General features: G+C 38.8%; 13 protein-coding genes, 1 tRNA gene and 3 rRNA genes. 1 reads left to right on the plus strand and 16 read right to left on the minus strand.

Annotated elements, in window-relative coordinates:
• Positions 1-14: 14 nt before the first annotated feature.
• A complete protein-coding gene (locus SO785_RS06335; RefSeq protein WP_029779761.1) occupies positions 15-509 on the minus strand; it encodes a DapH/DapD/GlmU-related protein in 495 nt (164 codons plus the stop codon).
• 140 nt (positions 510-649) lie between these two features.
• Here SO785_RS06335 and SO785_RS06340 point away from each other — a divergent pair, with 140 nt between their 5' ends.
• Positions 650-1531 (plus strand): LysR family transcriptional regulator, encoded by an 882-nt coding sequence (locus SO785_RS06340; protein ID WP_011254160.1) that lies wholly within the window; start codon positions 650-652, stop codon positions 1529-1531.
• A gap of 45 nt (positions 1532-1576) precedes the next feature.
• Here the strand turns inward: SO785_RS06340 and SO785_RS06345 are convergent, their stop codons facing one another.
• The 15 genes from SO785_RS06345 to SO785_RS06415 form a co-directional block, all read right to left on the minus strand.
• Entirely contained in the window at positions 1577-1945 is a 369-nt protein-coding gene (locus SO785_RS06345) for a DUF956 family protein (RefSeq protein WP_003546115.1), read from the minus strand.
• Positions 1946-1951: 6 nt separating this feature from the next.
• Positions 1952-2875, minus strand: coding sequence for a PTS system mannose/fructose/sorbose family transporter subunit IID (locus tag SO785_RS06350; protein WP_021874030.1), 924 nt, complete (start codon positions 2873-2875; stop codon positions 1952-1954).
• Between the two features lie 28 nt (positions 2876-2903).
• Positions 2904-3713 (minus strand): PTS mannose/fructose/sorbose transporter subunit IIC, encoded by an 810-nt coding sequence (locus tag SO785_RS06355; RefSeq protein ID WP_011254158.1) that lies wholly within the window; start codon positions 3711-3713, stop codon positions 2904-2906.
• Positions 3714-3731: 18 nt separating this feature from the next.
• Positions 3732-4742, minus strand: a complete 1011-nt coding sequence (locus SO785_RS06360; protein ID WP_003546107.1) for a mannose/fructose/sorbose PTS transporter subunit IIA — start codon at positions 4740-4742, stop codon at positions 3732-3734.
• A gap of 300 nt (positions 4743-5042) precedes the next feature.
• Positions 5043-5115: transfer RNA gene (locus SO785_RS06365), tRNA-Asn, on the minus strand.
• Positions 5116-5128: 13 nt separating this feature from the next.
• Positions 5129-5245 (minus strand): 5S ribosomal RNA (gene rrf, locus SO785_RS06370).
• 69 nt (positions 5246-5314) lie between these two features.
• Positions 5315-8220, minus strand: a 23S ribosomal RNA gene (locus tag SO785_RS06375).
• Positions 8221-8424: 204 nt separating this feature from the next.
• Positions 8425-9988 (minus strand): 16S ribosomal RNA (locus tag SO785_RS06380).
• Together the 16S, 23S and 5S rRNA genes with 1 tRNA gene alongside form the textbook arrangement of a ribosomal RNA operon.
• A 621-nt stretch (positions 9989-10609) precedes the next feature.
• The gene (gene smpB / locus SO785_RS06385; protein WP_003550138.1) at positions 10610-11065 is read right to left on the minus strand and encodes an SsrA-binding protein SmpB; all 456 of its coding nucleotides are present in this window, start codon (positions 11063-11065) and stop codon (positions 10610-10612) included.
• 11 nt (positions 11066-11076) lie between these two features.
• Entirely contained in the window at positions 11077-13425 is a 2349-nt protein-coding gene (gene rnr, locus SO785_RS06390) for a ribonuclease R (protein WP_003550136.1), read from the minus strand.
• Positions 13426-13495: 70 nt separating this feature from the next.
• The gene (gene secG / locus SO785_RS06395; protein WP_011254157.1) at positions 13496-13729 is read right to left on the minus strand and encodes a preprotein translocase subunit SecG; all 234 of its coding nucleotides are present in this window, start codon (positions 13727-13729) and stop codon (positions 13496-13498) included.
• Between the two features lie 67 nt (positions 13730-13796).
• A complete protein-coding gene (locus SO785_RS06400; RefSeq protein ID WP_011254156.1) occupies positions 13797-15857 on the minus strand; it encodes an LTA synthase family protein in 2061 nt (686 codons plus the stop codon).
• 71 nt (positions 15858-15928) lie between these two features.
• Positions 15929-16954, minus strand: coding sequence for a lysylphosphatidylglycerol synthase transmembrane domain-containing protein (locus SO785_RS06405; protein WP_003550130.1), 1026 nt, complete (start codon positions 16952-16954; stop codon positions 15929-15931).
• Positions 16954-17997: a glycosyltransferase family 4 protein gene (locus SO785_RS06410; protein ID WP_003550128.1), complete on the minus strand. Its 1044-nt coding sequence runs from the start codon at positions 17995-17997 to the stop codon at positions 16954-16956. Before SO785_RS06410 ends, SO785_RS06405 begins: the two co-directional genes overlap by 1 nt.
• A gap of 14 nt (positions 17998-18011) precedes the next feature.
• Positions 18012-19175, minus strand: coding sequence for a glycosyltransferase family 4 protein (locus SO785_RS06415; protein WP_003550126.1), 1164 nt, complete (start codon positions 19173-19175; stop codon positions 18012-18014).
• Positions 19176-19208: the final 33 nt, after the last annotated feature.

Consider the following 19208-nt stretch of genomic DNA (forward strand, 5'->3'; position numbering starts at 1 on the left):
AAATTCGCGGTTTTTTAGTGCTCAATTTTTTTGATAACTTTTGCTGGTACACCTGCTACAACAGAATTTTTAGGTACATCGCTTGTAACGACTGCTCCTGCTGCAACAACGGCGTTCTCTCCTATTATTACACCTGGCAAAATTGTTGCTTTAGCCCCTATCCAGGCATTTTTCCTAATTAAAACTGGTTTTAATTCCAATTTTCTTCTTTTTTTAGGATCTAAATAATAATTTACTGAAATCAAATATACGCCTGGACCAATTAGGGCATCATCTTCAATAGTAATCCCACCTAGATCTACCATCATTACATTTGCATTGATAAAAACTCGTTCACCAATTTTGATATTATGTCCATAATCTGAATAAAATGGTAATCTTATTTGTGTACTTGCTGGTATTTTTTCCCCAGTAATTTCACTAACCAATTGATTAATTTCACATTTGCAATGACGTTGTGTATTCAAATTTTGTAAAAGTCGTTGGTTTTGAGAAATAATTTTCTTAATAAGTTATTGATCTTCTGCATTCATTTTTTATCACCTGTTCCTTTTTCTCTTGATCAATTACAGTTTAAAAGGTAAGCTATGCAATGTAAAAAACTTATTAAGTATTAAATATGATAACTATTTTTTATGGTAAAAAGATTATGGAATTACGAGTTTTAAATTATTTTGTAGCTACTGCACAAGAATTAAATATGACTAGAGCAGCTCAAAAACTATTAGTTTCGCAACCTGCTTTATCACGACAAATTGCTGACTTAGAAGACGAATTAGGAGTTAAACTGTTCAATCGACAGCCGCGACATCTATCACTTACTCCTGCTGGACAATATTTGTTCGAACAAGCTAAAGAGATCTTGGCTTTAACTACTAAAACAAAAAGCAATCTACAATCTTCAGCTGTAATTAGTGGGGATTTAACTATTGCGGCTGGTGAGAGCATTGCTATGCAACGAATCATGAATATTATTAGTAATATTGTTCAAGATTATCCTACAGTTAAAATTCATATTTTAAGTGGTGATTACGAATTTGCGGAAAAGAAATTAAATATTGGTACGGTAGATTTTGCAGTAATTATTGGTAATTTAAATCTTTCTAACTATGCCTCTATTCAAATGCCAGAAAAAGACGTATGGGGTTTATTAATGACTAAAGATGATCCATTGGCTAAAAAAGATACAATTACGCCTGAAGATTTGATAGGAAGAACTATTCTGAATTCACAACAAGCCGATACTATGCATTATTTTGATAATTGGTTTGGTAACTACAAAGATCAAATTAACTTTATTGGTACGGTAAATTTAAGTTTTAACGGTACGCTTTTGGTAAAAAATAAAGCAGCGTTAATGTTGACACTAGATAAAATTGCCAACACTTCTGATGAATTTGGTTTAATCTTTAAACCAATAACTCCAGCCATGAAGGAACCAATTACAGTCATTTGGAAAAATGAAACAAATATGTCACCTGTAGCAGAACTGTTTTTGAATCGTCTTCAGGCTTCGATTTCTGATGAATAACAAAAAAACTAGGTCAAAACGACCTAGTTTTTTTGCTTTAACTTTTTATTTCTTTGTACGAGTAAAACGTTGCTTAATTTGTTGCCATATACTCAATGCTTTTCGCATATGATCAGCCGGTACATATTTTCTAATTGCACGTAATACTTTCTTGGGATCACGAGCAGCAAAAATAAATTTACCATTAAATTTCGTTCTAATTTCAAACCGAGGAATATAACGTCCATGGAAATGAACGTCAGCAACTACATAAGTTACCTCTTCCCACGGAATTTGAACATAATCTTCAACATTTCTTTCGTTATAAAATTCAAAAGCTTTATCACCGATCATGATTTTTCCGTAAGATGCAATACCTCTAAACCAGGTACCATCTACTGTCAGATCGACTTTCGTATTAATTGATTTAGCCATTTTTTATTAAAGAATGTGCCATACGTGGAACAATACACCAACAACGAAGATACCAATAATAATCCAGATTGGTGAAACCTTCTTCTTTAACAACCACATACAGAAGAATGTTAAAAGAAGACCAGCAATACCAGGAATCAATTGATCCAAGTTGTCTTGTAAAGTAGTAACCTTAGTACTAGTTAAAGCCTTACCATTACCCATGTTCCATTGTTCAAGGGCAGATTGAATACCTTTAGCACCTGATGGAAGCTTGTCCCATTCAATATATCCACCTTTTTGGATAGGTGTTTGTGAAACTATTGGTGTAAACTTAATGTTTACCCAACGTTCAATCAAGGCACCCAAGACGAACATACCCATCATTGAAGCACCACGGGTAACTTTTTGAAGCATACCACCGGACATGTCGTTAGTGATAGCTGAACCAGCCTTGTAACCAAATTCTTGTGTATACCATAAGAATGCAAGTCTGATTACATTCCAGATAACGAAGAATAAGATAGGTCCCATAACGTTACCTGCGATGGCCATTGATGCACCTAAAGCACCAACAATCGGACGAACAGTGTACCAGAATACAGGGTCACCAACACCAGCCAAAGGTCCCATCATACCAACCTTAACATCTTGGATAGCATCATCAGTAACTGGTGTACCGTTAGCTTTATCTTGTTCCAAAGCCAAAGTAACACCAAGTACAGGAGATGCCAAGTATGGGTGGGTGTTAAAGAATACTAAGTGTCTTTGCATAGCAGCAGACAAATCTTTCTTGTCTGGGTATAACTTTCTCAAAGCAGGAATCATTGAGTAAGCGAAACCACCATTCTGCATTCTTTCATAGTTCCATGAACCCTGAAGGAATTGTGAGTGCCACATAACGTTAAAACGGTCACGCTTGGTTAATTCAATTTTCTTTTTATCAGCCATTTTATAAATCCTCCTCTACGCGTTCATTTTAATAATCATCAATGATATCGCCGAGTGGATCGCCGGTACCAGCAGAACCAGAGTTGTTTGAACCGCCGTTGCCACCTTTTGATTCAAGAGCTAAGTACATCAAAGCCATTGAAAGACCGATAGCACCAAGAGCGATCAAAGTTAAGTCCTTGATAGCAGCTAAAGCAAAACCGATTGCGAAGAATGGCCATACTTCTTTACTTGCCATCATGTTAATAACCATAGCATAACCTACAGCAACAACCATACCACCACCGATGGTCATACCTTCTGATAACCATTGTGGCATCATTGCAAGCCAACCTTTAACAGTTTCTGAAGGAATTGCCAAAAGAAGAGCAGCTGGGATAGCGATTCTCAAACCTTGCAAACATACAGCAATCCATTGCCACAAGTTGATCATACGCCAGTTACCCTTCTTAGCTTCTGCGTCCATAACGTGAACGATAGCAGTTGAAATAGTACGTACAATCATAGTTAAGAACAAACCAGCAACAGCTAAAGGAATAGCAATACCAGTAGCAGTACCGATACCCTTAACACCTTGACCACCTTCAACCAAGATAATAGCTGAAGCAACTGATGCTAAAGCGGCATCTGGTGCAACAGCGGCACCAATATTTGCCCAACCTAAAGCGATCATTTGTAATTGACCACCTAAGATAACACCTAAGTCCAAATGGCCTGTTACTAAACCAATTAATGTACATGCAACTAATGGTTGGTGGAATTGCCATTCATCCAAGATACCTTCTGTACCTGCAAGAAAGGCAACGGCCACTACCAAAATCATTTGTATAGCGTTCATTTATTTACTCCTATTAATTTATTTCTTTTGTTCATCAAGTAAGTGCTGAGCTTTATTTAAGATAGCATCCATATTGCCTGGTGCGTCTGAAGGAACTTTTCGAACGTCAAACTTAACACCCATCTTTTCAAGTTCACGGAATGTATCAACATCCTTTTGGTCCATTGATAATACATTATTGGCGTTAACATCGCCTTCCTTGTATGACATTGAACCAACGTTAACTTCTTTAATATCAATACCATCTTTGATAGCTCTTAAAACGTCTTCTGGATTTTCGAATAAAAGAAGTGCATGAGTATCACCAAATCTTGGATCTTTAGCAATTTCTGCCATCTTCTTAAGCGGAACAGTATGAGCCTTTACGCCTGCAGGTGCAGCTTCACGAATCATACTCTTACGCAAATCATCCTTAGCTACGCTATCAGAAACAACGATAACGCGATCTGGTTTCATTGCTGGAATCCATCCAGTAGCAACTTGACCATGAAGTAAACGTGAATCAATTCTTGCTAAAACATATTTAATATGGCCATCACCAATAACAGTGCCTTCTGGAATAGTCTTCTTATTACCCTTAGCTTCGCCAGCGTCCTTAGCTGCTGGTGCAGCAGCTGATTTAGGCATCAAATCTGCTGGCTTTGTCTTGATACCATCTTTACCAGGTTCAACAACTGCAGTAGCAATTTCATGTGCAGTTGCATTAGCATTCATCATTCTTTCAGTTAATGCTTGTACAACCATTGGTAAATTCATACCGGCTACAATTGCCCATTTATCATGTTTTTCAGCAAGACCATTTGCCTGGTTGAAAGGTGTACCACCCCATAAGTCTACCAAGAATAAAACTTCATCTTGGTTATCAAATGAAGCAATTGCTTTTTCCATTTTGCCACGAATATCATCTGGACCTTCATTAGGCTTTAAGATAACATGTGCAAAATTATCCTGTTCACCGAAAAGCATTTGTGCAGATTGCGCAATCCCATCAGCGAAGCCACCATGGCTGGCTAAAACAATTCCTACCATGTAATTTCCTCCTCTAGATCAAAAAAATGAATCCGCTTTTATTATACGATAAATACACACTTTTACAAAGTACTTTTTGGAAATAATTTCATACAATATAAATAAATTTCAAATAAGACGAAAAGCCTTGCGGTTCAAGCCAAATGCTCAAATTAGTCTAATAAAAAAATCCCTTTTATTTTGTCATAAAAAGGGATTTTTTTATATTAGGCTTCCTTATTATATTGTAAGACGTTAAAGACAAAGTAGTACTAAATTAACCAAAAAAAGGAGAAGGGCATTGCCTTCTCCTCTGCTTTACTCCGGCTGTCAGACTCGAACTGACGACATCTTGATTAACAGTCAAGCGCTCTACCAACTGAGCTAAGCCGGAATATTAAAAAAGAGCACGGCAGCTTCCTATCCTCGCAGGCAGTTGCCCACCAACTACTTTCGGCGTTAAGAAGCTTAACTTCTGTGTTCGGCATGGGAACAGGTGTATCCTTCTTGCTTTCGCCACCGTACTCTTTTGAGCTACTACGCTCAAAACTAAACATAATCTCTCGCAAAAAACCTTACAGTTTGCTTCGCTTTTGGTCAAGTCCTCGACTGATTAGTACTGGTCCGCTCCATTCTTCACAGAACTTCCACTCCCAGCCTATCTACCTCATCGTCTTTGAGGTGTCTTACTGCTATTGCAAAGGAAATCTCATCTTGAGGGGGGCTTCGCACTTAGATGCTTTCAGCGCTTATCCCTTCCGCACATAGCTACCCAGCGATGCTCCTGGCGGAACAACTGGTACACCAGCGGTGCGTCCATCCCGGTCCTCTCGTACTAAGGACAGCTCCTCTCAAATTTCCTACGCCCACGACGGATAGGGACCGAACTGTCTCACGACGTTCTGAACCCAGCTCGCGTGCCGCTTTAATGGGCGAACAGCCCAACCCTTGGGACCGACTTCAGCCCCAGGATGCGACGAGCCGACATCGAGGTGCCAAACCTCCCCGTCGATGTGAACTCTTGGGGGAGATAAGCCTGTTATCCCCAGGGTAGCTTTTATCCGTTGAGTGATGGCCCTTCCATACGGTACCACCAGATCACTAAGTCCGACTTTCGTCCCTGCTCGAGCTGTTTCTCTCGCAGTCAAGCTCCCTTATACCTTTACACTCTGCGAATGATTTCCAACCATTCTGAGGGAACCTTTGAGCGCCTCCGTTACACTTTAGGAGGCGACCGCCCCAGTCAAACTGCCCACCTGACACTGTCCCTGACCTGGCTTACAGGTCGAGGTTAGAGCATCCTTCAAACAAGGGTAGTATCCCAACATTGCCTCCAGCAAAACTAGCGTCCTGCCTTCCTTGGCTCCTACCTATCCTGTACATGTTTAAAAGATACTCAATATCAAGCTACAGTGAAGCTCCATGGGGTCTTTCCGTCCTGTCGCGGGTAACCCGCATCTTCACGGGTATTATAATTTCACCGAGTCTCTCGTTGAGACAGTGCCCAAATCATTACACCTTTCGTGCAGGTCGGAACTTACCCGACAAGGAATTTCGCTACCTTAGGACCGTTATAGTTACGGCCGCCGTTTACTGGGGCTTCAATTCGAACCTTCGCTTTCGCTAAGCTCTCCTCTTAACCTTCCAGCACCGGGCAGGTGTCAGCCTCTATACGTCATCTTACGATTTTGCAGAGACCTGTGTTTTTGATAAACAGTTGTTTGGGCCTATTCACTGCGGCTAACCACTCTCGTGGCCAGCACCCCTTCTTCCGAAGTTACGGGGTCATTTTGCCGAGTTCCTTAACGAGAGTTCTCTCGCTCACCTTAGTGTTCTCCACTCGACTACCTGTGTCGGTTTGCGGTACGGGTGTGTCCTCTCTGGCTAGAAGCTTTTCTTGGCAGTGTGATTACATCACCTTCGCTACTATTACTTCGCTACTCATCACAACTCGTGTTGCTGGTTAGAAGCATTTGACTCTTAACCGCACTTGTTGCTTGAACATCGATCCAGCTCGATGCGTGTTTCACCTCCTGCGTCCCTCCATCGCTCATAACGATTAAACACAGTACAGGAATTTCTACCTGTTATCCATCGACTACGCCTCTCGGCCTTGCCTTAGGTCCCGACTTACCCTGGGCGGACGAGCCTGCCCCAGGAAACCTTAGTCTTTCGGCGGACAGGATTCTCACCTGTCTTTCGCTACTCATACCGGCATTCTCACTTCTAAGCGCTCCAATTATCCTCTCGGTTAACCTTCGCCGCACTTAGAACGCTCTCCTACCACGCATCTTTCGATGCATCCACAGTTTCGGTACTATGCTTAGCCCCGGTAAATTTTCGGCGCAGCGCCACTCGACTAGTGAGCTATTACGCACTCTTTGAATGATGGCTGCTTCTGAGCCAACGTCCTAGTTGTCTACGCAACTCCACATCCTTTTCCACTTAGCATAGATTTGGGGACCTTAACTGGTGATCTGGGCTGTTTCCCTTTCGACTACGGATCTTATCACTCGCAGTCTGACTCCCGTGTATGGATATATGGAATTCGCAGTTTATCTGGATTCAGTAACCCCTGACGGGCCCCTAGTCCAAACAGAGCTCTACCTCCATTATCCTCTCCACGAGGCTAGCCCTAAAGCTATTTCGGAGAGAACCAGCTATCTCCAAGTTCGTTTGGAATTTCACCGCTACCCACAGCTCATCCCCGCAATTTTTAACTTACGTGGGTTCGGCCCTCCAGTGCGTTTTACCACACCTTCAGCCTGGCCATGGGTAGGTCACTTGGTTTCGGGTCTACGTCACCTAACTCTTCGCCCTATTCAGACTCGCTTTCGCTCCGGCTCCGTCTTTTCTGACTTAACCTCGCTAGATAACGTAACTCGCCGGTTCATTCTACAAAAGGCACGCCATCGCACTTTAATGTGCTTTGACTACTTGTAGACACACGGTTTCAGGTTCTCTTTCACTCCCCTTCCGGGGTTCTTTTCACCTTTCCCTCACGGTACTGGTTCACTATCGGTCACTAACTAGTATTTAGCCTTGCGAGATGGTCCTCGCGGCTTCAACCGGGATTCCTCGTGTCCCGGCCTACTCAGGATTCTGCTAGGCGCGCTCGCAATTTCGCTTACGGGGCTCTCACCCTCTCTGGCTTACCTTCCCAGATAATTCAACTATCGCTTACGCTACCACTTTGCAGTCCTACAACCCCAAATGATAAATCACTTGGTTTGGGCTCTTTCCTCTTCGCTCGCCGCTACTAAGGAAATCGATTTTTCTTTCTCTTCCTGCAGCTACTTAGATGTTTCAGTTCACTGCGTCTTCCTTTGATTGACTATCTATTCATCAACCAATAATGCATCGCTGCATTGGGTTCCCCCATTCGGACATCTCCGGATCACTGCGTACTTACCGCTCCCCGAAGCTTTTCGTAGTTCGTCACGTCCTTCATCGGCTGTTAGTGCCTAGGCATTCACCGTGCGCCCTTTTCTACTTGACCTTACCCAAGAATTCTCTTCTCGGTCGCTCTACAATCTGTTCTCTTTGATTGTCTCGGTTTTTTGCTTGGATTATATTCAGTTTTCAATGTACTAACTCTTTTGAGGTACTACCCTCAAAACTAAACAAAGTTTCTTAGTGTGCTTCCGCTTGCTCTGGATACTTCTCTTAGTATTTCTACTCTCCATATCCTTCGCTTCCTTAGAAAGGAGGTGATCCAGCCGCAGGTTCTCCTACGGCTACCTTGTTACGACTTCACCCCAGTCATCTGCCCTGCCTTAGACGGCTCCTTCCCGAAGGTTAGGCCACCGGCTTTGGGCATTGCAGACTCCCATGGTGTGACGGGCGGTGTGTACAAGGCCCGGGAACGTATTCACCGCGGCGTGCTGATCCGCGATTACTAGCGATTCCAGCTTCGTGCAGTCGAGTTGCAGACTGCAGTCCGAACTGAGAACAGCTTTAAGAGATTCGCTTGCCTTCGCAGGCTTGCTCCTCGTTGTACTGTCCATTGTAGCACGTGTGTAGCCCAGGTCATAAGGGGCATGATGACTTGACGTCATCCCCACCTTCCTCCGGTTTGTCACCGGCAGTCTCATTAGAGTGCCCAACTTAATGCTGGCAACTAATGACAAGGGTTGCGCTCGTTGCGGGACTTAACCCAACATCTCACGACACGAGCTGACGACAGCCATGCACCACCTGTCTTAGTGTCCCCGAAGGGAACTCCGTATCTCTACGGATTGCACTAGATGTCAAGACCTGGTAAGGTTCTTCGCGTTGCTTCGAATTAAACCACATGCTCCACCGCTTGTGCGGGCCCCCGTCAATTCCTTTGAGTTTCAACCTTGCGGTCGTACTCCCCAGGCGGAGTGCTTAATGCGTTAGCTGCAGCACTGAGAGGCGGAAACCTCCCAACACTTAGCACTCATCGTTTACGGCATGGACTACCAGGGTATCTAATCCTGTTCGCTACCCATGCTTTCGAGCCTCAGCGTCAGTTGCAGACCAGAGAGCCGCCTTCGCCACTGGTGTTCTTCCATATATCTACGCATTCCACCGCTACACATGGAGTTCCACTCTCCTCTTCTGCACTCAAGAAAAACAGTTTCCGATGCAGTTCCTCGGTTAAGCCGAGGGCTTTCACATCAGACTTATTCTTCCGCCTGCGCTCGCTTTACGCCCAATAAATCCGGACAACGCTTGCCACCTACGTATTACCGCGGCTGCTGGCACGTAGTTAGCCGTGACTTTCTGGTTGATTACCGTCAAATAAAGGCCAGTTACTACCTCTATCCTTCTTCACCAACAACAGAGCTTTACGATCCGAAAACCTTCTTCACTCACGCGGCGTTGCTCCATCAGACTTTCGTCCATTGTGGAAGATTCCCTACTGCTGCCTCCCGTAGGAGTTTGGGCCGTGTCTCAGTCCCAATGTGGCCGATCAGTCTCTCAACTCGGCTATGCATCATTGCCTTGGTAGGCCGTTACCCTACCAACTAGCTAATGCACCGCGGGGCCATCCCATAGCGACAGCTTACGCCGCCTTTTATAAGCTGATCATGCGATCTGCTTTCTTATCCGGTATTAGCACCTGTTTCCAAGTGGTATCCCAGACTATGGGGCAGGTTCCCCACGTGTTACTCACCCATCCGCCGCTCGCGTTCCCAACGTCATCACCGAAGTGAATCTGTTGGTTCAGCTCGCTCGACTTGCATGTATTAGGCACGCCGCCAGCGTTCGTCCTGAGCCAGGATCAAACTCTCGTTTTTAAAAAGTTTGAATGATTGCTCATTCGATTATTTAAGATCTTTGTCTCAAATTTATTGCTTGCGAATTGACTTCGCTTCTTGTTTGGGTTTTTACACCCGCACACTTTTAGCGAAACTTTGTTCAGTTTTCAAAGTACTACCTCTGTCCGGTTAAACCAGACAGCTTTTATATTTTATCAAACCCTCAAGCTCTTGTCAAGAACTTTTTCGAATTTGTTTTTTGTCGCTTTCGCTTTCGCTTGACGACATTTAAATATGTTACCAGCTTTTCTTTCGCTTTGCAAGTACTTTTTTATTTTTTCTTTGCTTGGCTTTTTATTCTGCTGTCTTCGTCTCTTCTCTCGAAGCGACTTTATTAATTTACCTTATTTTCTTCCTTTTGGCAAATCTTTGTTTTCGTTCGCTTCATTTATGAAACGCTTGGTTTAGTTGTAATTGTTTCTTCTCCTCTCTTCTCTTTTTGTTAACTATATTCTTTACATTCTGTTCTTTCTGCTTTTTACTCGTTCGTGATTTGCCCCTTTTTTGCCTTTTTTTGCCTAGATTTTTTTTGTAAAAATTTGCTTTTTTTATTCAAAAAGATAAAAAAGGTATTGTAATCTTTCAATTACAATACCTTTTTTAAATACCATATTTGCGTCTAATTTCACGCTTTTGGTCTCGTTCCTTGATTGTTTGACGTTTGTCATATTCTTTCTTACCTTGACCAACACCAATCAATACTTTGGCAAAACCGTGCTTTAAATAAACTTTCAACGGAATTATAGCTATTCCTCGTTCTGCTTGGACTTTTGCCAAACGATTAATTTCTTTTTTATGTAAAAGGAGTCTTCTACTTCTTAGAGGATCATGATTATAACGATTTCCTTGCTTATACTCACTTATATGAACATTCTCCAAGTAAGCTGACCCATTAATAATCTGCACATACCCATCACGTAAATTTATTCTTCTGGCACGAACAGATTTAATTTCGGTTCCAGTTAAAGCAATTCCAGCCTCTAAAGTTTCTTTTATGAAATAATCATGCCGCGCTTTCTTATTTTGCGCGATTAAATTCTCTTCTTTTTCTTTCATTAGACTAATCCCTAATGTTTAAAACTTCTATGACCTTTTCTGTTTTTACTAGTAACATGTTCATGTCCACGACGATTGCCACGGCTATTATAATTTCCACCACCACGGTGACCATGATCATTATGAAATCCTCGATTACCTCGTTTACGATTATTCATTCCACGATCATTATGCTTTTTCTTAGGAGCATTCGGATCATAAACTTCGAAATCAAGTTGATGCTGTTCAACATTAGCATTAATTAGGGTAACCTTAATTGGCATCCCTACCTTGTATTGTTTATGAGTTCCCCGACCCGTTAAAGTCATTGATTTCTCATTAAAACTATAGAAATCGTCAGTTAAATTAGAAATATGAATTAAACCTTCAACAGTATTTGGCAATTGAATGAACATACCAAAACTAGTGACTGAAGCAACAACAGCATCAAAATGTTGACCCACTTGATCTGCCATATATTCAGTCATCTTCAAATCATTTACTTCACGTTCCGTATCAATTGAACGTCTTTCTTGAGTTGAGGTTTGCTCTGCAACATCTGGTAAGTAACTTTCAAAGTGCTTTTGAGTTTCTTCACTCATCCCTTTTTCTTGATATGCATGAATCATTCTGTGAACCATTAAATCTGAGTAACGTCTAATTGGGGAGGTAAAGTGAGTATAATACTCTGCTGCCAAACCAAAGTGGCCCAATGCATCTTCTGAATAACGAGCTTGCTTTAAACTACGAAGCATCATCATTTGGACAACGGCTTCTTCTGGAGTACCAGTTGTCTTAGAGACTACTTTTTGCAAATCAAGTGGCTTAATATCATTGGGATCTGCATGAACATTCAAACCAAACGCACTACAAAATTCAAAGAAAGTCTTAATTCTTTCAGCATCAGGCGTTTCGTGAACACGGTATAAAAATGGAACCTGCTTCTTATAGAAATCTTCTGCTACCGTCTCATTAGCCATTAACATGAATGATTCAATCATCTTTTCAGCAGTACCGCGTTCATGCAACACAATATCTGTTGGTTTGCCTTGATCATCAACAACTATCTTTGCTTCTGGCTCTTCAAAGTCAATTGCACCACGCTTATGGCGTTGTTTATACAAAGCAGTATGTAAATCTGCCATATCTTCAAGCATTGGTCGCAATTTTACATATTTATCTTCTAAGCCATCCATATCACCCTTAAGTGTTTGGTTAACTTTATTATATGTCATACGGCCATGTGAGCGCATAACAGATGGATAAATCTTGTAGCCTACTCTTTTACCTTCTGGGGTAATTTCCATATCACAAGATAAAACAAGACGTTCTACTCCCTCATTTAATGAACAAATACCATTTGAAAGTCTGAATGGGAGCATTGGAATAACGCGATCTACTAAGTATGTACTATTTCCACGTGCAAAAGCCTCATCATTCAAAGGTGTATTTTCTGTTACATAATGAGAAACATCCGCAATATGAACACCTAAATGATAGTTACCATTAGGCAATTTCCATACAACCACTGCGTCATCAAAGTCTTTAGAATCATCCCCATCAATAGTAACTGCTGGTTGATCCGTAATATCTACTCGACCTTTTTTATCACCTTCAGTAACATGGTCAGGAATTGCATTAGCTTGTTTCATAGCATCTTCTGGCCATTCAGTTCTAACATCATGAGCTGAAACAATAGACATAATATCTACGCCAGGATCATTCTTATTACCAATGATATTAATAACTGCACCGGTCATTGATTCAGGATAATCTTCTTCTGGATAATCCTTAATTGATACCTTAACCATATCGCCCATTTGAGGGATCAAACCATTTTCTGAAAGGTATACACGATATTTATGTAATTTTTTGTTGTTACTCAATGCATAACCAATGAAATGACTAACTTTTTTCTGTTCATCAGTTAATGGATGGAATTCTCCGACTAAACTATCAATTCCACGTTCTAGAATTTCTTCAACTTGGCCTTCTGGTCCTTTTCCATTCCATGGATTACCGCCCGCAGTAATCTTGACTTTTACGCGGTCACCATCAATAGCATACTTTGTATAATCAGCTGCTACAAAAACATCATCTGCTTCTTCATCATCTAATTTAACAAAGCCGAACCCTTTATCATTAGCCTTAAAAATTCCTTCAACGATAGTGTTTTCTTTTGCTAATTGATATTGTCCTTTTCCATCAGTAATAATCTTTTTTTCATGCTCTAAAAAAGAAAGAGCTTTAATCAATTCTGTGAAATTACCTAATCTTTCACGACGTGCTTCACGTTCAATTTGATCTACACGATATTGTTTTTGTGGATTATGGCGAAAAATTTCTAAAACACCGGCCAAAATTTTTTCGTTTTGTGCCATGTAATTAATCTCCGATCTTTAAATAATATAAAAAAACCTCCCCATCATATTTGATCGGGAGGTACAAAATTTATTTTGAAGACATATAAGCTAAGATAATAGCAAAGGCAAAAAAGAGAACCAATAAAACTGAGGTTACTTTTTCCATAAATGCTTCAAAACCACGTTTTTTGGTTTGAGCACTAAAAACGGCACCGCCAGATAAGGCGTTTAATGCATCTTGTTGTTTTTGTGGCTGCATCATTGTTGCAATAATAATTAAGATTGAAACAATGATTAGTAGCGTCATAACTAAATTATACAATGCGCTGCCTCCAATACACACATACGATTTACTAATCAATTTTATCACATATTGTCAATTCTTGCAGTTATTTTTTCAACTCAGGCGCATCAGTTTTAAAATCTTTTTGCGTCGTCTTTTTATGATTTTGATACCATAGAGACGTTTTACTTGGATCATTAAATAAACGTTTTAACGATGGTTCCTTATTATAATCGTAGTCTTTTGGCTTAACCTTAGTAAACCACTTAGGACGATAAAACCGTAATAAATTACCGTTAATTACACGATCTGATAAAGAAAGCTGCGTTGTCACAGTGTTAGAAATTGCCGTCAATTCAGCTTTTAATTTCTTATTAGGCTTAATTCTTTTACCAGTCTTAGTGTAATAATAATCGCTACCAACTTTTGAATATTCTGGTGTAATAAAGTCTCCATTTCTTTGGGCTACAATTTGGGGTGCGTTTTTGCTAAGTAAATCGTAGCCAAATTGAATAGTATCGCTATCTTTAATACCGAGTAAATTTAACAAAGTTGGTAAAACATCAATTTCACCACCATAAGTATGATTTATTCCACCCTTTAATCCTTTCATATGAAACATTAAAGGCACTCTTTGAAACTGCAAATTATCAAAATCATTAAATGATTTTTTCTTAAGAAGTTGTGCACTAGCTTTATGGTGATTTCCAGAAATACCATAGTGATCGCCATAAAAGACAATCAATGTCTTTTTATCTAGTCCAGTCTTCTTCATCCAGCTCATTAGTTCTCCAATTGCTTGATCAAGATAATGCGCTGTTTGAACGTAACCATCAACAGTTTCATCCCCAGTATTAGTCTTAGCAATGGATTGATTCTTCTTGTCAATATCGTATGGATAATGATTAGTTACTGTGATCATCTTTAAATAAAATGGCTGTGGTAAACGTTCAATATATTTAATTGATTGATCAAAGAAAATCTTATCTTTTAAACCATATCCAATATAATAGCTGGGTTTATTTTCATAAAATGATAATGGCATAAAATATTGATAACCAAATGATTTATATGCATTATTTCTATTCCAGAACGATCCTGCACCACCATGCATTACTGCAGTAGTATAACCTGCTTGTTGGTGCAAAATCGCTGGTGCACTTTCAAACGTATTTGACGTGCCATAAGTAGACATAGCTGACCCAGACTGCAAACCATATAATGAATTTTCTAACATCATTTCAGCATCTGAAGTTTTACCTTGTCCTACCTGGTTAAAGAAATTATCAAAGCTAATCGTATCTTTTTGATGATATATTTTATTTAAATTAGGTGTTACTTCTTTACCCTTCCATTTATAGCCAATTAAAAATTGTTGAAAACTTTCAAGGTGAATAACTAAAACGTTTTTTCCTTTTGCTACACCCGTATATTCTGGATTAGGTTTTACCTTGTTTGCATTTAAATAATTACGTACAGATTTTAAATCAGATACGTTTGCCTTAGCCATTTGGGCGCTTGTTTGGGCTGTTTTATATCCATCATAAATAGCGTATTCATTAATTCCTAGATATTTAACAATATAGTTATTATCAAAGGTTCTAGTTAAAAGACCTGATCTATCTTTTTGGGCCATCAATAAATTAAGTCCCATTAAACTAAGTGCCAAAAATTCAATTAAAAGACTCACTTTTAACTTTAATGGACGCACATCCATTTTAATAACTTTAGTAGCTAATAACGCAATAATAACTGCAATATCCAAAAATGCTAAAAAATCACTTGCTAAAGTTATTCCTGCAATACTTTTTCCCAGATTATCGGATGTCGATCCTGATGTCTTAATAATTGAAAAAGACAAGAAATTAGAAAATTCTCGATAATATAAAATATTAGAAAAAAGCCACAGCGTTAATAAAAAATCGATTATCAGAATAATCCAATAAGATTTTCGTCCCTTAAAAAATAGGCCAATACCTAGTAGCAGCATCCCTGATGGAATAGGGTTAATTAAAAGCAAAAATTGCTGCATAGGACCAACTGCACCCAAGTTGAACTTAGTTAAATAAATATAATATGTTTTTAGCCAAAACAATACTAAAACTATTGTAAAAAATCCCAGCTTAGTTTGCGTCAACCATTTAAAAAAAGATTTGGTACGTTCCATCGCTCTCTCCTCTCGTTACGGTAATTAATCTTACTACGGAATTGAGTAAGACACATTTACTTTAATAAAAATTAATTACTTTCTGAGCTTTTTATCTTTTTAGGCTTAAAAATCCAACCAAATATTCCTAAGATCATTCCAAAGAAATAAGTTGAAAAACGCCAGATAAACATTGCCAAAATTAAGGCACCATGCGTAGAAATAAATGTTGAAAATAACGTCTGAAAACTATATTCTGCTCCACCGGATGCGCCTGGAATTGGAATAATTGCCATAAACATAATAATCATAATATTCATCTGCGTAACACTAAGCCATGAACATGGAACATTAAGAGCTGACAAAATCATAAATGGAATTGAGTAGAAAAAGAGTAATTGTAGAATCGTTAAAATCGAAGCCATAATTAACTTCTTCTTCTCTTTTTTTAACTTTTGGCTTTCAGCATAAAATGTATCTATTTTTTCTAAAGTTGCCGTACGCCATTTTTCAACGCGTTCTTTTTTCATAAATTTAGCCAATAAATCCATAATCCAATTAGTAGTTCTTTTAGTAAAGCGATAGGCAAACATAATTGCCAACAAAAAGATAATTGAACTGACATGGATTAAAAAGCCAATTGCAATAAAAATAGCGAGACCTGCAAACTTGGTCATTACCATATGGAAACCAAATAAAATGGTAAATACATAGGCAAATAAAACAACTATTTGATAAATAATAAATTTCATTAACAAAATAGAAGTCGATCGACCACCTTCCATTCCCATTTGAATCATAGCTGCAAGTTGCGAAGGCTGTCCTCCTGTAGACATAGGAGTTATCGCATTAAATAGTGCTTGAATAATAGGGATACGTAAAAAAGACCATGCCGATCGCTTAGGCTCTGATTTTCGATGTGCTAAAACGGCAAGAATTCCTGCTTCGCATACATAAGACAAAAGCATTAAGCAAAACACCATTATCAATGCTCCAACATTCAAGCCATGAGCAGCCTTCAAAATGTCAGATAATGGTGTAGACTTTAGATCTGTATAAAGTACAAAGACACTGATTGCCAAAACAACCAAGATGCCCCACATATGTTTTTTATTCATTAATGAATTTGTCCTAGTTCTTTGCCCAATTTATATTGCTCATGATAAAATTCATTCCAAATTTTAGCTAATCGTTCTTCTGAATATTCTTGGCTGGCCTTCAACGATAAATCACTATATTTTTTCAATAATTGTGGATTTTTAATTACGTTTTGCAAAATTTGATTCATTTCACTAAAGTCTTTTCCACTCATATAATAGCCATCAATAATTGCCTTATATAAGTCAAGATCGCGCAAAAGCACTGGTGTCCCACAACTAAACGCTTCAAGAACAGACATTGGGAATAGTTCATCGTATGATGGTAAAACAAATAAATCAGCAATATTCAAATACTTAACTAATTTTGTACGATCTACGATTCCTGTAAAAATCAAATTTTCAGGTGGATTATCCACCATTTCTTTATAGTGATTATATCCATCTGTAATTTTGCCAAACGAAAATCCACCAGCCCAAATAAACTGAACATCTGGATTAGCTTTAGCCATTTTTACAAAATCATCAATTCCTTTACGTTCTTGAACTTGTCCATCACCAAAAACAACAAACTTATCAAGTGGAATCTTTAATTCATGTCGAAAGGCATTCTTACTTGCCAATGATTCTTCATAAAATTCTTCTTTAGAAACAAAATTAGGAATGTATTTAACCCTATCGCGTTCAATGCCATAATCAACCAATTTATCAATAAAAATTGGATTTACAACTACGATTTGATCCATTCGCTTATAAAAATCAATCACGTAATCATAAACCACATTTTTAGCTATTCCCGGCAACTTAAGCGATCCATCTAATGTATCAGGCAAAAAGTGAACATATCCTATTTTTCTTCCACGAGCAGGTGAAAAACTATTTACGAAATAAGTTGGATTAATTGTATGATAGTGCGTTAAATCACTATTACCATATCTATTAATTGTTACATAAAACTCATCTACTAAGCGGGTTCTCAATAATTTGATCAATTCATTGTAGGCTGAGCCCACTCCTTGACCTTTAACTGAATCAGCTTGTGAGAACATATTAATTCTAATCATTTATATCCTCTAAATTATATTTCTTCATGTTTAGGTTGATAATGATCAATCGCGTATTTATAAAAATCATGGACATTTGTAGCAAATTGCTCCGATGAAATCTTCTGCAATTTATTTTGTAAAAGATCTTGTGGAATTCTATTGTGTCCTTTTTTCAATAATTCAATAATTTCTTGCAACATTTCCTTCTGTGTAACAAAAGTACGTCCAAAGACATCATTATCAAAAATATTTTCAGTGTAATCAGTGTCGTAAACTACACATGGTGTACCTGCAGCCAAAGCTTCTATATAAGTAAGACCTTGGGTTTCAGTGTCACTGGCAGAAACAAAAAGATCGGCCATTCGATAATAATTGCCTACATCTCCATGATCAACGTTACCGACAAATAAAACATAATCTTCTAAAGTTAAACGTTCAACTTGTTCTTTCAGCACTTTAACATCAGGTCCATCACCGGCAATTACAAATTTAATATTTGGAAATTCTTCTACAATTGCTGGCATCACATTAAGAATATGATTTATTTTCTTTTCTGCTGCAATTCTACTTAAAGTTAAAATTACAGGAGCATCTTTGTCGATTCCTAATTCCTGACGTACATCACGTTCAGCATCGCCATTCATTCCCTGCAAATCTACTCCAGTAGGAATTACCCTAATTGGAATTTGCACGCCATATCGCTTTAACAAATCTTCTACACGTCCACTTGGGGCAATACAGCCATCCATATTTTTTAAATAGCTTTTTACGAATTGTTTAACATGATATGGTCGCAATAAGTGACCATTTAAAATATAATGCAAATAATCTTCATACATTGTGTGATAAGTATGAATTGCAGGAATATCTAATTGGTGGGCTACATATTTGCCAATTGTACCTAAAGCAAATTCAGTTTGTGTATGTACAATATCCAAATTTACTTCCTTAGCTACCTTAGTTGCTTCAAATAAGCCTCTAAATGCAATTCTACGATCTGTGAATGAAACAAAAGGTATACTGCTAAAACGAAAAACATTTGGCTCAACAGTGCCCTTTTCTACATTTGGATCTGTAGTTGTAAAAATAAATACATTATGCCCCTGTCTTTCAAGCGCATCTTTTAGCGTCCTAATAGAAGTAGCTACGCCACTTATTTGGGGAAAATATGTATCGGTATAAAGACCAATATTCATTTAAATACCTCCATATGTAGCATTATAAAGATT

The organism is Lactobacillus acidophilus (genome assembly GCF_034298135.1).
Taxonomy (GTDB): domain Bacteria; phylum Bacillota; class Bacilli; order Lactobacillales; family Lactobacillaceae; genus Lactobacillus; species Lactobacillus acidophilus.